Source organism: Micromonospora sp. NPDC049282 (assembly GCF_043197045.1).
Classification (GTDB): Bacteria; Actinomycetota; Actinomycetes; order Mycobacteriales; family Micromonosporaceae; genus Micromonospora.
In genome coordinates, this window is sequence record NZ_JBICSL010000007.1 from 228,905 (window position 1) to 243,589 (window position 14,685).

General features: G+C 72.7%; 15 protein-coding genes. 7 read left to right on the forward strand and 8 right to left on the reverse strand.

All coding sequences use genetic code 11. The annotated features are described in order from the left end of the window. Window positions 1-84 precede the first annotated feature (84 nt). From ACGFI2_RS14465 to ACGFI2_RS14485, 5 genes are all read right to left on the reverse strand, one after another. Window positions 85-528, reverse strand: coding sequence for an OsmC family protein (locus tag ACGFI2_RS14465; protein ID WP_393516051.1), 444 nt, complete (start codon window positions 526-528; stop codon window positions 85-87). Window positions 529-606: 78 nt separating this feature from the next. Then, window positions 607-1,176, reverse strand: a complete 570-nt coding sequence (locus ACGFI2_RS14470) for a hypothetical protein (RefSeq protein ID WP_393516054.1) — start codon at window positions 1,174-1,176, stop codon at window positions 607-609. Between the two features lie 19 nt (window positions 1,177-1,195). Next, the gene (locus tag ACGFI2_RS14475; protein ID WP_393516057.1) at window positions 1,196-1,441 is read right to left on the reverse strand and encodes a hypothetical protein; all 246 of its coding nucleotides are present in this window, start codon (window positions 1,439-1,441) and stop codon (window positions 1,196-1,198) included. Between the two features lie 21 nt (window positions 1,442-1,462). Beyond that, a complete protein-coding gene (locus ACGFI2_RS14480) occupies window positions 1,463-1,918 on the reverse strand; it encodes a hypothetical protein (protein ID WP_393516060.1) in 456 nt (151 codons plus the stop codon). Between the two features lie 107 nt (window positions 1,919-2,025). Further along, window positions 2,026-2,739 carry a hypothetical protein gene (locus ACGFI2_RS14485; RefSeq protein ID WP_393516062.1) on the reverse strand — a complete coding sequence of 238 codons (714 nt, stop codon included), beginning with the start codon at window positions 2,737-2,739 and terminating at the stop codon, window positions 2,026-2,028. A gap of 285 nt (window positions 2,740-3,024) precedes the next feature. Between ACGFI2_RS14485 and ACGFI2_RS14490 the strand changes: the two genes are divergently transcribed. Continuing rightward, window positions 3,025-3,873, forward strand: a complete 849-nt coding sequence (locus ACGFI2_RS14490; protein WP_393516065.1) for a hypothetical protein — start codon at window positions 3,025-3,027, stop codon at window positions 3,871-3,873. Between the two features lie 13 nt (window positions 3,874-3,886). Here the strand turns inward: ACGFI2_RS14490 and ACGFI2_RS14495 are convergent, their stop codons facing one another. From ACGFI2_RS14495 to ACGFI2_RS14505, 3 genes are all read right to left on the reverse strand, one after another. Further along, window positions 3,887-5,857 (reverse strand): acyl-CoA dehydrogenase, encoded by a 1,971-nt coding sequence (locus ACGFI2_RS14495; protein ID WP_393516068.1) that lies wholly within the window; start codon window positions 5,855-5,857, stop codon window positions 3,887-3,889. A gap of 177 nt (window positions 5,858-6,034) precedes the next feature. Beyond that, entirely contained in the window at window positions 6,035-7,318 is a 1,284-nt protein-coding gene (locus tag ACGFI2_RS14500; RefSeq protein ID WP_393516071.1) for a GAF domain-containing protein, read from the reverse strand. Window positions 7,319-7,467: 149 nt separating this feature from the next. Continuing rightward, window positions 7,468-8,415, reverse strand: a complete 948-nt coding sequence (locus ACGFI2_RS14505; protein ID WP_393516074.1) for a hypothetical protein — start codon at window positions 8,413-8,415, stop codon at window positions 7,468-7,470. A gap of 134 nt (window positions 8,416-8,549) precedes the next feature. On the opposite strand from ACGFI2_RS14505, the gene ACGFI2_RS14510 reads away from it, so the two are divergent. From ACGFI2_RS14510 to mnhG, 6 genes are read left to right on the forward strand one after another with little or no spacing between them, the layout of a single operon-like run. Next, window positions 8,550-11,384 (forward strand): Na+/H+ antiporter subunit A, encoded by a 2,835-nt coding sequence (locus tag ACGFI2_RS14510; RefSeq protein WP_393516077.1) that lies wholly within the window; start codon window positions 8,550-8,552, stop codon window positions 11,382-11,384. Further along, entirely contained in the window at window positions 11,381-11,842 is a 462-nt protein-coding gene (locus ACGFI2_RS14515) for a Na(+)/H(+) antiporter subunit C (protein ID WP_393516080.1), read from the forward strand. Before ACGFI2_RS14510 ends, ACGFI2_RS14515 begins: the two co-directional genes overlap by 4 nt. After that, entirely contained in the window at window positions 11,839-13,413 is a 1,575-nt protein-coding gene (locus ACGFI2_RS14520) for a Na+/H+ antiporter subunit D (RefSeq protein WP_393516083.1), read from the forward strand. The genes ACGFI2_RS14515 and ACGFI2_RS14520 overlap by 4 nt, the downstream gene beginning before the upstream one ends. After that, the gene (locus tag ACGFI2_RS14525) at window positions 13,410-14,015 is read left to right on the forward strand and encodes a Na+/H+ antiporter subunit E (RefSeq protein WP_393516086.1); all 606 of its coding nucleotides are present in this window, start codon (window positions 13,410-13,412) and stop codon (window positions 14,013-14,015) included. Before ACGFI2_RS14520 ends, ACGFI2_RS14525 begins: the two co-directional genes overlap by 4 nt. After that, entirely contained in the window at window positions 14,012-14,275 is a 264-nt protein-coding gene (locus ACGFI2_RS14530) for a monovalent cation/H+ antiporter complex subunit F (RefSeq protein ID WP_393516089.1), read from the forward strand. The genes ACGFI2_RS14525 and ACGFI2_RS14530 overlap by 4 nt, the downstream gene beginning before the upstream one ends. Beyond that, window positions 14,272-14,661 carry a monovalent cation/H(+) antiporter subunit G gene (gene mnhG, locus ACGFI2_RS14535; protein WP_393516092.1) on the forward strand — a complete coding sequence of 130 codons (390 nt, stop codon included), beginning with the start codon at window positions 14,272-14,274 and terminating at the stop codon, window positions 14,659-14,661. The genes ACGFI2_RS14530 and mnhG overlap by 4 nt, the downstream gene beginning before the upstream one ends. Window positions 14,662-14,685 lie beyond the last annotated feature (24 nt).

Genomic DNA, 14,685 nt, shown 5'->3' on the forward strand with positions numbered 1-14,685 from the left:
TCCTTGGCCGAGAACAGCCCGATGAGCACGACGTCGGCGCCGTCGAGCGGGTCGCCGACGTCCTGGTACCGCTTCACGCCGACTTCAGTCCGCAGGATGGCCGGTGACGTCGACGATCGTGACCGGGGTGCCGAGCTGGACCGTACGGGAGACGGTGCAGAGCCGGTCGTGCGACTGCCGCAGCGAACGGGGCAGCGCCTCGCGCGCCCGGTCGCCGTCCGGTCCGTCCGGGAAGGTCACGGTGAACTCCACCCGGAGGTTCCGCATCCGGTTGCCGCCGGACTCGTCCCGGATCTTGTCGCCGCTGACCTCGACGGAGAAGCTGCTCGGCTCGGCGCGGCGGCTGGTGATGTGGTCGACGTCGACGGCGGTGCACCCGCCGATGGCGGCCAGCAGCAGTTCCACAGGCGTGAAGCTGTCGCCCTGGCCCGAGCCCATGGAGATCGAACCGCCGCGGGCGTTGCGGACGGTGTAGCTCGCCAGGCCGGTGCGCTCGATCTCCACCGAGCGGAAGGTGTCGTCACTCATGACAGTGAACCTACCCAGGCGCGCCGGGCGCGGCGGCCCGGTACGGATCGGGACGGGGCAGGGCCGCACCCGGGATGATCACCGGCGCAGGGCGGGTAGGAAAACCGGCAGCAGTCGCTCCACCTCCGCGGCCACGACCGCCGCTTCCGATCTCAGGTGGGCGACCGTCGACGGGGCGACGTCGCGTTGCAACTGGCGGATGCTGGACTCCTGCGCCGCGATGTCGAGCTGCTTCAGTCGAGCGGGCACGCCCTCCTTCCGCACGTAGACGTCAATTTCGGAGGCGATGTTGAGTGCGCCCGCGCACGCCCAGTTGACCGGCTCGGGTGAGGCGTCGGAACGCGCGCACTGGAGGGCGTAACTCACCAGGGACAGGGCGTCGGCCACCCAGTAGAGCGGATCCTGGGCGTCGCCGACATCGGGCACGAGTGCCTCGACGCGATCGGAGGCCGTGGCGAGCCGATCCTCGTCGACCGAACCGAGATGGTCCACGAGCAGGTCGATGGACTCGGTGGCGGCCGTCTCCAGGTGCGGAGCGATCGTGGTCAGCACCGGCACGTAGCGGAGGGCGCAGCAGGCCCCGTGGACCGCCCTCGCCGATCGTGGAAGCGCCGCCAGGCGCTGGGTCAGCTCGCTGTACTCGGTCACTCCACGGTCCTTGCTGTGCTCATGCGGTCCAGAACGTTCGGATCTGTGACTTGTACCGGCTGCCGCGCCGGAACTCCTTCGGTCCGAGCGTGAGTCCCTCGACGTTCTCCAGCTGTTCCATGCACGATACGTCGCAGTTGGGAGCCTCATCGGGCTGGCAGACGTTACGCTGTGCCGCGCCCTCGACTATGTACCAGTTGGCGTTGTGCTTCAGCCACTGGATGATCGACGCCTCGGCGTGGCCCGGGTACGACGCGAACTCCATGCCCCGCAGGTCGGCATCGGTTCACTCGTTGGGCTTGGACTGAGCTTCGGTCGCGACGATCGTCCTGGTGCCGCCACCGCTCTTCTGCGCGACCTTCGCGACGGCGACGGTGCCCATCCGGCACTGCCGCGGGTTGCGCTTGTTCGCGAGCCGGTCGGCCTCCGCCCGCATCTTGTCCGCGCCGGCCTTGGAGCCCTTCACCGGGTAGCCGCATCCCTTGCCGGCCCGGCACCGGGCCGACTGTCCGTCGCGAACCCGGCCCTGGCGTAGCTGCCTGGTGACCGCGGTGACGTTGACGTTCGCCCGGGCGATGACCATGACGTTCGCGCTGACCGGCCAGGTGCAGACGCCGCGTCTGTTGCACCGCGGCAACACGATGTGCGCGACGCACGCCATGGCGGTCGAGGAGTTGATCGCCACGGACTTCGAGTCGGTGCAGGTCGTCGCGTTGGACGGGCCGGTGACGAATGCGGTCATGTCGGCTCTGACCGTGCCGCTGGCGGCGGCGTCGGTCGTCAGCCTGTTGGTGACGGTGACGCGGACCGTGCAGGCGCCGCTCCCGAACGGACAGGTGATGCCGCCCGTCAGCGTGGCGTTGAACGCCACCCGTGAGTCGACCGCCTTGCCGAGTTCGCGTTTCGCCTCGTTTCGACCGTGTCGTAGAAGCCGTCGAGCTCCGACGGGTCCATCTCGCCGAAGTCGAGGCCGTCGTCCGACGGGGCGAGTCGCTGCTCGGTGCGTAGCGCCGCGCCGCGCACCGCACCCCTCATCGCGGCACGGGCGGCCTTGATGCGAGGGCTCTCGACCCGCAGCAATCGGTACGGACTGTCCGCCGTGACGTGGTAGGTGGTGGGTCCGACCGTGATGATCGTGCTCTGCTGCTCGCCGACGGCGCCGCGGTCCACCCGGGTGACGCCGGTCTGGCGTAGCTGCTCGCTGAACTGCCTGGCTACCTCGGCCGGCCGTAGGGTGACACCCGGGTCGCCGATCGACCGCGCATCAACGGCGACCCAGCTTCGGGAGTAGCGCTTGACCAGCTCGGCCCGGGGCTTCGGGTCGCTCGTGGTCTGCGCCGACGTGGTGGATCTCCAGAACGCCTCACCGGCGCGGACGAACGTGCGGTCCGGCAGGGCGAGGATCCGGAACGCCGTGCCGGAGTCGCTCATCGAACCGAGTGCCACACCACTGTGGGAGATGCGCATGTCGACGTCCGCCGCTCCGGCCGGACTGTCGAATCTTCCCTTGTAGTGCAGGCCGGGTGAGGCGGCGAGCCGGTCGATGGCGCTGGTGAGCGCCACCGTGGCGCGTTCCTCTATCGAGGGTGGTGCGTCCGTGGTCGGTGGTGACTCGTGGTCACCGCCAGAGGTGCAGGCGGACAGCAGTAGCAACGAGGCAAGCAGGACCGCAACAGATTCCCGTCCCACTGCGACGACGCTTCGGCCCACCGCGGTGGCTCTGTTCATGGACCGAGAATGCCCTGCGGCATGTCACGCAGCAAGACAAATTCCTTACAGTGGGTGATCGCGGTCGAGCTTCCCTCGGCGCTCCCACTATCCGTGGCGTTCGATGTCTACCGTGGCCGTGTGGACTTCCTGACGGTCGTCGTCGCGCTCGCCGGGTTCCTCGGCTTCGCGATGCTGGTGCTGGCGCCGGTCCTGCTGGCCCTGGCCGTGTCGGGCGGCCGTCAGCACCGGTGGGTTCGCCGGCACGCCGTCTCGCCGTGCGCCGCGCTGCGCCCCGGCGCGGGCATGCCCCGGCGGTTCGCCGTGTACGGCGAGACAGCGCCGGGTCCCGACGGGCCGGTCGTCGCGCCGCTGTCCGGCGTCGAGGCGGTCTGGATCCGCACGACGGTCTACTCCGTCGACACCGTCGGCGATCCGGGCCTCACCCGCACGGCCGTCCTCTGGGAACAGTCCGCGGGCGATCCGTTCGGGGTGGCCGACCGCACCGGCACGGCCGTCGTGTCGGCGGACATCCTCCAGGCGTCCACCGTCGACCCGCGCCTGTCGGTGTGGGCGCGCACCCGGCTGCCGGTGGCACACGCCGGTCCCACGCCGGTACGGACGGTCGTCGACGAGGAGACCACGAGCCATCGCCGCAACGGCCGGTGGCTCCAGCAGTTCGTCGATCGGGGAGAGGTTCCGGCGGACGCGGCGAGGCGCGTGGACGCGGTGCGGGTGGTCGAACAGGTCGTGCGGCCCGGCGTCCCGCTGCACGTGATCGGCGAACCCGCGGTCCTCGACGGCGGAGTCGTCGCGCTCACGCTGCCCCGGACCGGCCGCTACCTCGCGGTGAGCCGGGAGCCCGCGGCGACCGAACGGGAACTCGCCGCCGATCGCCGGTACGGCACGGGGTGTGCGCTCTGGGCCGCGCTGGCCGGCGTGGCCTGCCTCGCCGTGGTCCGGGCCGTCAGCCTCGCGCTGGGCCGGTGACGGCGCGGGCCGGTCAGCTCGCGGCGGCGTCGTGGGCAGCCATCGTCTCCTGCCGGTCGGGCTCCTCGCGCAGGACCGCACAGTGCAGCCAGGCGTCCGGGATGGCGAAGCCGTCCACGAGCGTCCGCATGTGCGGGCGCAGCTCCTTCAGCAGGCCGTTCACCACCGCGGTGATCGCCTTGGCGCGGGCCGGGGTGAGTCGGCCGTGCTCCAGCAGCCAACCCTTGTCGGCCTCGATGACGCTGAGCGCGTAGAGGTCGCAGACCCGGGACAGCAGCGCCCGCACGGCCGGGTCCGTGGTGGCGTCGATGCCGGCGACGAACGCCTCCAGCGTCACCCGGTCGACGTGCGCGGCGGCGACGCCGAGGACGTGGTCCTGCACGTCGTTGAAGATGTCGAAGGGGCGGTCCCTCTTCGTGGCGGCGCCGTTGCGCAGGCGGCGGACCGCGCCGTCGAGGCGGTGCCGCTCGCGGTCCTCGAAGACCTTGAGCTGCCAGCCGCGGTCGGTGACGGCGACCTCCTCGTCGCGGCCGGGCACGGCGCTGACCAGCCGCTCGATGAGCGAACGCGCCGCGGTGCGTTCGAGCACCATGTCGCGGACCTGGTCGGCGACGAAGGACGCACGTCCCCAGCCGTCCAGCGAGCCGAACTCGTCGCGGTGGCCGGTGAGCAGCCCCTTGGCCACCAACTGCAGCAGCACCGTGTTGTCGCCCTCGAACGTGGTGAAGACGTCGGTGTCGGCCTTGAGGCTGGGCAGCCGGTTCTCGGCCAGGTAGCCGGCGCCGCCGCACGCCTCCCGGCACATCTGGATGGTGCGGGTCGCGTGCCAGGTCTGCGCCGCCTTGAGGCCGGCGGCCCGGGATTCCAGCTCCCGCTGCCGGTGCTCGTCGACCGGCCCGTCGCCGCCCTGCACGTCGCCGAGCGCGGCGACCAACTCGGTCTGGGCGAAGGTCAGCGCGTACGTGGTGGCCAGCGCGGGCAGCAGCTTGCGTTGGTGGGCCAGGTAGTCGTTGAGCAGCACCTCCCGCTCGGCGTCGGGCGTGCCGAACTGGCGGCGGATGTCGCCGTAGCGCACCGCGATGGCCAGCGCCGCCTTGGTGGCCGCCGAGGCGGCGCCGCCGACGCTCACCCGGCCACGGACCAGGGTGCCGAGCATGGTGAAGAAGCGCCGGGAGTCGTTCTCGATCGGGCTGGAGTAGGTGCCGTCCTGCGCGACCTGGGCGTAGCGGTCGAGCAGCATGTCGCGCGGCACCGTCACGTGCTCGAAGCTGAGGCGCCCGTTGTCCACGCCGAGCAGGCCGGCCTTGGGCCCGGCGTCGCCGATGGTCACGCCGGGCAACGGGTTGCCCTGCTCGTCGCGGATCGGGACCAGCCACGCGTGCACGCCGTGCCGCCGTCCGCCGGTGATCAGCTGGGCGAAGACCACTGCCATCCGGCCGTCCCGGGCGGCGTTGCCGATGTAGTCCTTGCGTGCCGCCTCGTGCGGGGTGTGCAGGTCGAACGTCCCCGTCCGTGGGTCGTACACGCAGGTGGTGCGCAGTTGCTGGACGTCCGAGCCGTGCCCGGTCTCGGTCATCGCGAAGCAGCCGAGGAGCTCGCCGGCGATGATGTCCCGCAGGTAGGCGTCGTGGTGCCGCCGGGTGCCGAGGGCCGCGACCGCGCCGCCGAACAGGCCCCACTGCACGCCCGCCTTCACCATCAGCGACAGGTCGACCTGCGCCAGCATCTCGATGGCGACGATGGAGGCGCCGACGTCGGAGTCGCCGCCGTACTCGCTGGGGAAGCCACCGCCGATCCCCAGCTCGACCGGAAGTTCGCGGAGCAGGCGGCTGATCCGCTCGCGCGCCTGGTCGCCGGTCTCGCCATAGACCGGCAGGAAACGCTCGTCGAGGTGCTCGCGGTGCGCGTCGCGGACCCGGGCCCACGGGCCGTCGAGCACGGCTCGCAGGTGGGCCGGGTCGACGGGGCCGGAAACGCTGCTCATGGCTACCTCGGGAGACGACGTCATGGTACCGCTGGTACCCGGTCAACGCCGTCGACCTGCCGCGGTGACGCGGTGAGAACGGTCACGACCGGCGCCGCACCCGAAACCCATCGGCGATGACCCGGATGCGCCCCCGAGATCTGCGCGCCGGACAGCTCCTCGGTCCGGGCCTGCCGGTCACCGGTTGAGATAGGCGGCCAGGCCGCCGAGCTCCGCACTGGCGATGAAGACCGACCGCACGTTGAGGATGGCTTCCTCCACGTGGATGGGGCAGCCCCACGCGGAGTCGCCCCAGGAATCGGCGAGCTTGATCTCGGCCGCTGCCGTGCACCCGCCGGTGCCGCCGAGCTGACACCGCTCGGGGTGCGGCGTGGCGGCCTGCGCGGCGGCCGCGGCCCGCACCCGCGCGGTGAGTTCCGCGGCGGCCTCGGCGCGCTGCTCGGCCTCGGCGCGCAGTTCCCGCTCCGCCCGCACCACCTTGGCCAGTTCGTCATGGGCTGCTCTGGCCCGGGCGTCGGCGGCCGCCTTGGCCTGCTCGATGTGGTGCCGTTCGATGGCCAGCGCGGCGGTGCCGGTGAAGATCCGGGCGAGCGCGAGGTCGGTGTCCCGCGGGACGCGCGGGGAGCGGTGGTACATGGCGAAGGTGCCCAGCAGGCTGCCGTCGCGGCCGAGGATCGGCGTCGACCAGCAGGCCCCCAGTTCGGCCCGCTCGGCCAGGTCGCGGAAGTCGGTCCAGAACGGGTCGGTGGCGATGTCGGTGACGATGACCGCCTCCCGCCGGTGCGCGGCGGTGCCGCAGGAGCCGACGCCTTCACCGGTGGCGATCCCGTCGATGGCCTGGTTGTAGAAGTCGGGCAGGCTGGGTGCGGCGCCGTGGCGCAGGCGCCGGCCGTCGGGATCGGCGAGCAGGACGGAGACCAGCAGCTCCTGCGGTGCCAGCTCCTCGATGCAGCGGGCCATCCCGTCGAGCACGTCGGTCAGCGGCGCCTGGCGCGCGATCTGCTCCACCAGGGCACGGTGTTCGGCCATCAGGCGTTGGGCATGCTTCACCTGGGTGGTCTCCAGGCCGATCACCCGGATCCCGATGACCTCACCGCCGGCGTCTCGCCGCGGCTCGTAGGTGAAGTCGAAGAACGCCTCCCGCGCGTGCGCCCCGATGCCCAGCATCACCCGGGCGTCACGGCCGGTGTAGGGCTCGCCCGTGCGGTAGACCTGGTCCAGCAGCGCGATGAAGCCTTGACCGGCCAGTTCGGGCATCAGGTCCGTGAGCGTGACCCCGGTGCGAGCCCGTTCCTTGCCGATGGCGGCGAAGAACGCCTGGTTCGCGCTCTCCACCAGGTGTGCCGGCCCGGCGAGCGACGCGAAGACCGCGGTGGACTGCCCGAACAACGACCGCATGTCCTCCTCTCCGCCCCGCTCGGCGTCCACCGCATGGGGCTGCCCGTCCGCAACCGACGTCATGGTGTGGTCCGCCTCTCTGCCGATGCGTGCCGACCAGGATGAGATCCGGTGTTCCGGCTCGTTCGTGGAGCGGCAAGCGTACCGATCGAGGCGGCTTCGCTCGACACCGTGTCCCCGCCTGGGCAGGCGGCGCCGGCGACACCGATCCGTCACCCGCCGGACGGCGTCCTCAGGTCGACGACGAGCACCGGGCCGATGCGCCGCACGCCGCCTGGCCCGCGGGTCAGCCGTTGCGCCGTCCGTGCCGGGTCCTCGTCGCCGGCCACCTGGTCGAGTACGCCCGTCCACCGGTGCCCGTGCGCCTCGGTGACGTCGGCGCCGACGACGGCGACGTGGTGGGAGGTGACCCGGCCGGACACCGCGGGCCCGGCCGGGGCGGTCGACCCGATCGCCGGGCCGGCCGGCACTCCGGCGAGGGTCGCCCGGTGTCCGGTCGCGACGGCGAGATCCGGTGAGCCGCAGCGCACCGCGTCGAGCAGACCGGCCCGGTCCACCTGCACGACGGTGGCGCGCAGGTCGCCGGCCGACGCGAGTGCGCGTACCACCTGGTCGAGCGCCTCGACCAGCTGCGGCAGCGACTGCCGGGCCTGGCCGGCGTGGCGGCGGAACGCCAGCTCGATCGCCCGCCGGCCGGCGGGCGTGCTCAGTGCCGGGCCGGTGACCGTGCCGACCAGGACGCGCAGGCCGCCGTCGCGCAGCGGGACGGCGGCGCCGACCTCACCGGGCGTGCCGCAGACGGCGAGCGCGGCCCGCCCGGGACCCGCCGGCATGGTGAACACCGCCACGTCGGGCGGCGCGGCGGCGCGCACGACCGCGGTGGACCGCCGGTGGCGCCGGGCCCAGGCCAGGGCGGGCGCCACGGCCAGGGCGGTCGCGGATGCGATCAGCGCGGACGGGTCGCCGCGGTGACCGGGAACGAACGGTACGACGACGGACGCCAGCACCAGCACACCGGCCCAGGCCGACACCAGCGCCGCGGCCCGGGGACGGGCCGACACACCGAGCAGCCCGGGCAGCAGCACCCAGCCGATCGGGGTGCACGTCGTCTTCCCCTCGTCGTCCTCGTCGTCCGGGTCGGCGGGCCTGTCCGGTTCCACCGGGAGGCAACTCGCGTCCGTACCCCGCCCGACCGGTGCCGATGCGTCAGGGCCGGGGTGACGTTCTCGATATGGCCGATCCCACCGGCGCCGGTTAGGGTTGACTAACCGACTGTCGATCTTGAGGAGGATGTGTGCTGGTTCTGGTGGCGGTTCATGCGCTCGCAGCCGTGGCCGCCCCGGCGCTGGTACGCATCTGGGGGCGGCGGGCGCTCTACCTCCTGGCGACCGTTCCCGCCGCGGCCGGAATCTGGGCCGTGACCCGCACCGGCCCGGTCCGCTCGGGGACGCCGGTCGTCGAGACGGTCAGCTGGGTGCCGCAGCTCGGCCTGGACCTCGCCCTGCGGATGGGCACGCTCTCCTGGCTGATGGTGCTGCTGGTCGGTGGGGTCGGCGCCCTCGTGCTCGCCTACAGCGCCCGCTACTTCCGGTCCGACGACCCCGGTCTCGGCCGCTTCGCCGCGGTCTTCGTGGCGTTCGCCGGCGCGATGCTGGGCCTGGTGGTCTCCGACGACCTGCTGCTGCTCTACGTGTTCTGGGAACTGACGACCGTCTTCTCCTACCTGTTGATCGGCAGCGACCCCACCCGCCGGGCCAGCCGGCAGGCCGCCATGCAGGCGCTGCTGGTGACCACCCTGGGTGGCCTGGCGATGCTCGCCGGTTTCGTGATGCTCGGGCAGCACGCCGGCTCCTACCGGTGGTCGGAGATCGCCCGGAACCTGCCCGACGGCGGCTACCTCACCGTGGCCCTGGTGCTGGTCCTCCTCGGCGTGACGAGCAAGTCGGCGATCTTCCCGTTCAGCTTCTGGCTGCCGCGCGCGATGGCCGCGCCCACGCCGGTCAGCGCCTACCTGCACGCCGCCGCCATGGTGAAGGCCGGCGTGTTCCTGGTCGCCTTGATGGGGCCGGCGGTGGGCCAGGTCACGGCGTGGCGGACGGTCCTGCTGGCCGGTGGCCTGGTCACGATGTTCCTCGGCGGCTGGGCGGCGCTGCGGCAGGTCGACCTGAAGCTGCTGCTGGCCTACGGCACGGTGAGCCAGCTCGGCCTGCTGATGGTGATCCTCGGCGCCGGCACCCGGGACACCGCGCTGGCCGGTGCCGCGATGCTGCTGGCCCACGCCCTGTTCAAAGCCACCCTGTTCCTGGTCGTCGGCGTCGTCGACCAGGTCGCCGGCACCCGTGACCTGCGCGAGCTGAGCGGACTGGGCCGGCGGGCGCCGGCGCTGGCGGTGGTCGCCGGGCTCGCGGCGGCCTCGATGGCCGGGCTGCCGCCGCTGGTCGGCTTCGTCGCCAAGGAGGCGGCGCTGGAGGCGTTCCTGCACGGCGGCGCCGCCGATCTGGTGGTGCTCGCCGGGCTGGTGACCGGCTCGGCACTGACCGTCGCCTACACGCTGCGCTTCCTCTGGGGGGCGTTCGCCGGCAAGCCCGGCGTGGACGACACCCGACCCGAGCCGCTCGACCGGGCGTTCGTCGCCCCGGCGGCGGTGCTGGCGGCCGCCGGCCTCGCCGTCGGCGTCCTCGCCCCGGCGGTGGACCGGGTGCTCGCGCCGTACGCGGATCAGTACCCGAGCACCGATCCCGGCTACCACCTGGCGCTCTGGCACGGGCTGACCCCGGCCCTCGGCCTGTCCGTGCTGGCCGTCGCCGCCGGCGTCGGGCTGTTCCTGCTGCTGCACCGGCGCCGGCCGTACCTGCTGCGGCTGCCCTTCGACGGCGCCACCGGCTACGACCGGCTGGTCGGCGCCGTGGACCGCGCGGCGGTGGAGCTGACCGGCGCCACCCAGCGTGGCTCCCTGCCGTTCTACCTGGGCGTCATCCTGCTGGTGCTTGTCGTCTTGCCGGGCGGCGCGCTGCTGGTCGGCGTGCCGTGGCCGCAGCGCTACCAACTGTGGGACACCCCGTTGCAGGCCGCCGCCGGCGCGGCCGTCGTGGTGGCGGCCGTGGCGGCCGCACGCGCCCGGCGCCGGTTGACCGCGATGATCCTCGTCGGGGTGACCGGTTACGGCACGGCGCTGCTGTTCATCCTGCACGGTGCGCCCGACCTGGCGCTCACCCAGTTCCTGGTGGAGACCGTCACGATCGTGATGTTCGTGCTCGTGCTGCGCCGGTTGCCGACGAAGTTCTCCGCCCGCCCGGTGCGCTCCAGCCGCCGGATACGCGTCGCGCTCGGCGTGGCCGTGGGCGTGGTCACCGCCGGCATGGCGTACGTGTCGGCGGGGGCCCGGGTGGCGACGCCGATCTCGGTCGGCTTCCCCGAGGAGGCGGTGTCCTACGGCGGCGGCAACAACGTGGTCAACGTGACCCTCGTCGACATCCGGGCCTGGGACACGATGGGCGAGATCGCCGTGCTGGTGGTGGCGGCCACCGGCGTGGCCAGCCTGATCTTCCGCCGCTCCCGCGCCCTGAACATGCGCAGCGGCATCCCCGGCGCCGGCCGGCAGAGCTCGGTGCGTCCGCGCTGGCTCACCAGCGGCGCCACCACCCGGGCCCAGTCGGTGATCCTCCAGGTCATCACCCGGCTGCTGTTCCACGCCATCCTGCTCTTCTCGATCTACCTGCTCTTCTCCGGCCACAACCAGCCCGGTGGCGGGTTCGCCGCCGGCCTGGTCGCCGGCCTCGGGCTGGCCGTGCGCTACCTGGCGGGTGGGCGTACCGAACTCAACGGCGCGGCGCCGGTGGACGCCGGCCGGGTGCTCGGCGCGGGGCTGTTCGTCGCGGTCGGCACCGGCGTCACCGCGATGCTGCTGGGCGGCGACTTCCTGCAGAGCGCGGCGCTCGACTTCCACCTGCCGGTGCTGGGTCACGTCCACTTCGTCACGTCGGTCTTCTTCGACGTCGGCGTCTACCTCATCGTGGTCGGTCTGGTGCTGGACATCCTGCGCAGCCTGGGCGCCGAGATGGACCGCCAGCAGGAGGTCGACCAGGGGGAGAGCGCGCCGGGCGACGTACGCGAAGGGGAGTTGGTGTGAGTCCGAACCTGATCTACGTCGTGGTGGTCGGGGTCCTCTTCGCCGCCGGGGTCACGCTGCTGCTGGAGCGCAGCCTGACCCGGGTGCTGATGGGGGTCATCCTGCTCGGCAACGGCGCGAACCTGCTGCTGCTCACCGGCGGGCGGGCCGGCGGTCCGCCGATCGTCGGCACCACGGCCGAGGAGGAGATGGCCGACCCGCTGCCGCAGGCGATGGTGCTGACCGCCATCGTCATCACGCTCGGCATGACCGCCTTCCTGCTCGCCCTGGCCTACCGCAGCTGGCACCTCAACGGGCACGACGAGGTGCAGGACGACGTCGAGGACCGCCGGATCATGGAGTTGGCGGACCGGGCCGAGGGTCCGGGCACCGCCGACCCGGAGACCACCGATCGCGTCCCGCCGGCCGTGGCGGACGACCGGCGGGTGGCCGCCGGGGAGCCGGGGAGGACCCGATGAGCTGGCTCGTCCCGCTGCCGGTGGTGATGCCGCTGTTCGGCGCCGCCCTGACGCTGCTGCTCGTCGGCCGGGCCCGCGCCCAACGGTGGGTCAGCATCACCGTCCTCGCCGCCACCGTGGCGGTCGCGGCGATGCTGCTGGTCCGCTCCACGGTCGGCGGCCCGCTGGTGGTCGAGGTGGGTGGCTGGGCCGCGCCGATGGGCATCGTGCTCGTCGCCGACCAGCTCGCCGCGCTGATGCTGGTGGTCTCCGCCGCGGTCACTCTGTGCGTGCTGGTCTACTCCATCGGGCAGGGCATGGCCGACGGCAACGAGGAGACGCCGCTGGCGGTCTACCACCCGACCTACCTCGTGCTGACCGCCGGCGTGTGCAACGCGTTCCTCTCCGGAGACCTGTTCAACCTCTACGTCGGCTTCGAGATCCTGCTGGTGGCGAGCTACGTGCTGCTGACGCTGGGCAGCACGGAGAACCGGATCCGGGCCGGCACCACGTACGTCGTGGTCAGCCTGCTGTCGTCGTTGATCTTCCTGGTGGCGATCGGCCTGATCTACGCCGCCACCGGCACGCTCAACCTGGCCCAGCTCGTCGACCGGCTGGACGCGCTGCCGGATGACCTGCGGCTGGTCCTGCAGGGCATGCTGCTGCTGGCGTTCGGCATCAAGGCCGCGGTGTTCCCGCTGTCGGCCTGGCTGCCGGACAGCTACCCCACCGCGCCCGCGCCGGTCACCGCGGTCTTCGCCGGCCTGCTGACCAAGGTCGGCGTGTACGCGATCATCCGCACCGAGACGCTGCTGTTCCCCGGCGGCCGCACCGCCGATCTGCTGCTGGTGATCGCGGCGCTGACCATGGTGGTCGGGATCCTCGGCGCGGTCGCCCAGTCGGACATCAAACGGCTGTTGTCGTTCACGCTGGTCAGCCACATCGGCTACATGCTGTTCGGGGTCGGCCTGACCACCGCCGTCGGCCTGTCCGCCGCGATCTTCTACGTGGTGCACCACATCACCATCCAGACCACCCTGTTCCTCGCCGCCGGCCTGGTCGAGCGCCGTGGCGGCAGCACCGCGCTGGACCGTCTCGGCGGGCTGGCCCGGCTGTCGCCGGTGCTGGCGGTGCTCTTCTTCGTGCCCGCCCTCAACCTGGCCGGCATCCCGCCGTTCTCCGGGTTCCTCGGCAAGGTCGGTCTCGTCCAGGCCGGCGTGTCCGACGGCGGCGTCCTGGCCTGGGCGCTCGTCGCCGGCGGGCTTCTCACCAGCCTGCTCACCCTCTACGCCATCGCCCGGGTGTGGAACCTCGCGTTCTGGCGGGCCCCGCACCCGGACATGCCGGAGCCCGACGACGGCGTCCGGGCGGCGCGCGCCGACGGCGCCGCGCAGCCGCACGACGACGATCCGTCGCCCGCCGGCGCGGCGCTGCCCCGGCTGATGACCGCGTCCACCGCCGCCCTGGTGGTCCTCGGTCTCGGCCTCACGGTGGTGGCCGGGCCGCTCTTCGACATCAGCACCGACGCGGCCGACGACCTGTTGCGCCGCGCCCCCTACGTCGAGGCCGTGTTCCCGGGCGGTGCGCCGTGACCACTCATCCGCGTGACCCGCTGACCCGCCGCGTCCGGTGGCGTAACCGGGCCGTCGCCGCGACCGCCCTGGTCACCGTCTGGGTACTGTTGTGGGGCAGCTTCACCTGGGCGAACGTGATCGGCGGTCTGGTGGTCGCGGCCGTGCTGCTGGTGGTCTTCCCGCTGCCGCCGGTGACGTTCGCCGGGCGGATCCGGCCGGTCCCGCTGCTGCGCTTCCTGGCGCGTTTCCTGTGGGACCTCGTGGTCGCGTCCGCACAGGTCGCCTGGCTGGCGGTCCGGTTCGGGCACACCCCGCGGGGCGCGATCATCGCGGTGCCGCTGCGGGTGAACACCGACCTCAACCTCACCCTGACCGCCGAGGCGCTGTCGCTGGTGCCCGGCAGCCTCATCCTGGAGGCCGACCGGGAGACCGGCACGCTCTACGTGCACGTCATCGGCATCCGCACGCTCGACGAGGTGGAGCGGTTCCGGCGGGGCGCGCTGGAGCTGGAGGAGCGCATCGTCACCGCTGTCGGCTCGGCCGAGGAGCTGAGCCGGCTCCGCCAACCCGACCCCACCGGCCCGCCCGAGCCGGTCGACCTGGAAGGGGCACCGACGTGACCGTCGTCGCCGTGATCGTCACCGCGCTGCTGACCGTGGCCGGTGGACTGACCCTCGTCCGCATCATCCGCGGCCCGTCGATCCTCGACCGGGCCGTCGCCGTCGACGTGCTGCTCGCGGTCACGGTCGCGGCCATCGCCACCGAGGCGGCGTACAGCCGGGACGCCACCGCGCTGCCGGTGCTGGTGGTCCTCGCCGTCGTCGGCTTCGTCGGCTCGGTCAGCGTCGCGCGGTTCGCGGCGCGGAGAAACCCGAAGTGATGGTCGACGTCGTCCTCGACACCGTCGCCGGCGTCTGTCTCGTCGCCGGCGCGCTGCTCAGCCTCGCCGCCGGCATCGCCCTGCTCCGCTTCCCGGACGTGCTGTCCCGGATGCACGCCGCGACCAAGCCGCAGGTGCTCGGGCTGCTGCTGGTCCTGCTGGGGTGCGCGTTGCGGCTGCGTACCGGCGTGGACGTCACCACGCTCGTGCTGGTGGGTGTGTTCCAGCTGGCCACCGCGCCGGTCGCGGCGCACATGATCGGGCGGGCGGCCTACCCGCACGACGACATCCGGCGGGACCTGCTGGTCGCCGACGAACTCGCCGGCGACCTCGACCGGGTCCGGGCGGACCGGTCCGAGACGGCGCCGGCCGGTCGCACGCCCTGACCCGGGTGGTGCTCGTCGGTCACG

Coding starts and splice junctions, on each gene's coding strand:
- ACGFI2_RS14465 (WP_393516051.1), bottom strand. CDS start 528: ATGAGTGACGACACCTTCCGCTCGGTGGAGATCGAGCGCACCGGCCTG.
- ACGFI2_RS14475 (WP_393516057.1), bottom strand. CDS start 1,441: ATGGAGTTCGCGTCGTACCCGGGCCACGCCGAGGCGTCGATCATCCAG.
- ACGFI2_RS14480 (WP_393516060.1), bottom strand. CDS start 1,918: ATGACCGCATTCGTCACCGGCCCGTCCAACGCGACGACCTGCACCGAC.
- ACGFI2_RS14495 (WP_393516068.1), bottom strand. CDS start 5,857: ATGAGCAGCGTTTCCGGCCCCGTCGACCCGGCCCACCTGCGAGCCGTG.
- ACGFI2_RS14500 (WP_393516071.1), bottom strand. CDS start 7,318: ATGACGTCGGTTGCGGACGGGCAGCCCCATGCGGTGGACGCCGAGCGG.
- ACGFI2_RS14520 (WP_393516083.1), top strand. CDS start 11,839: ATGAGCTGGCTCGTCCCGCTGCCGGTGGTGATGCCGCTGTTCGGCGCC.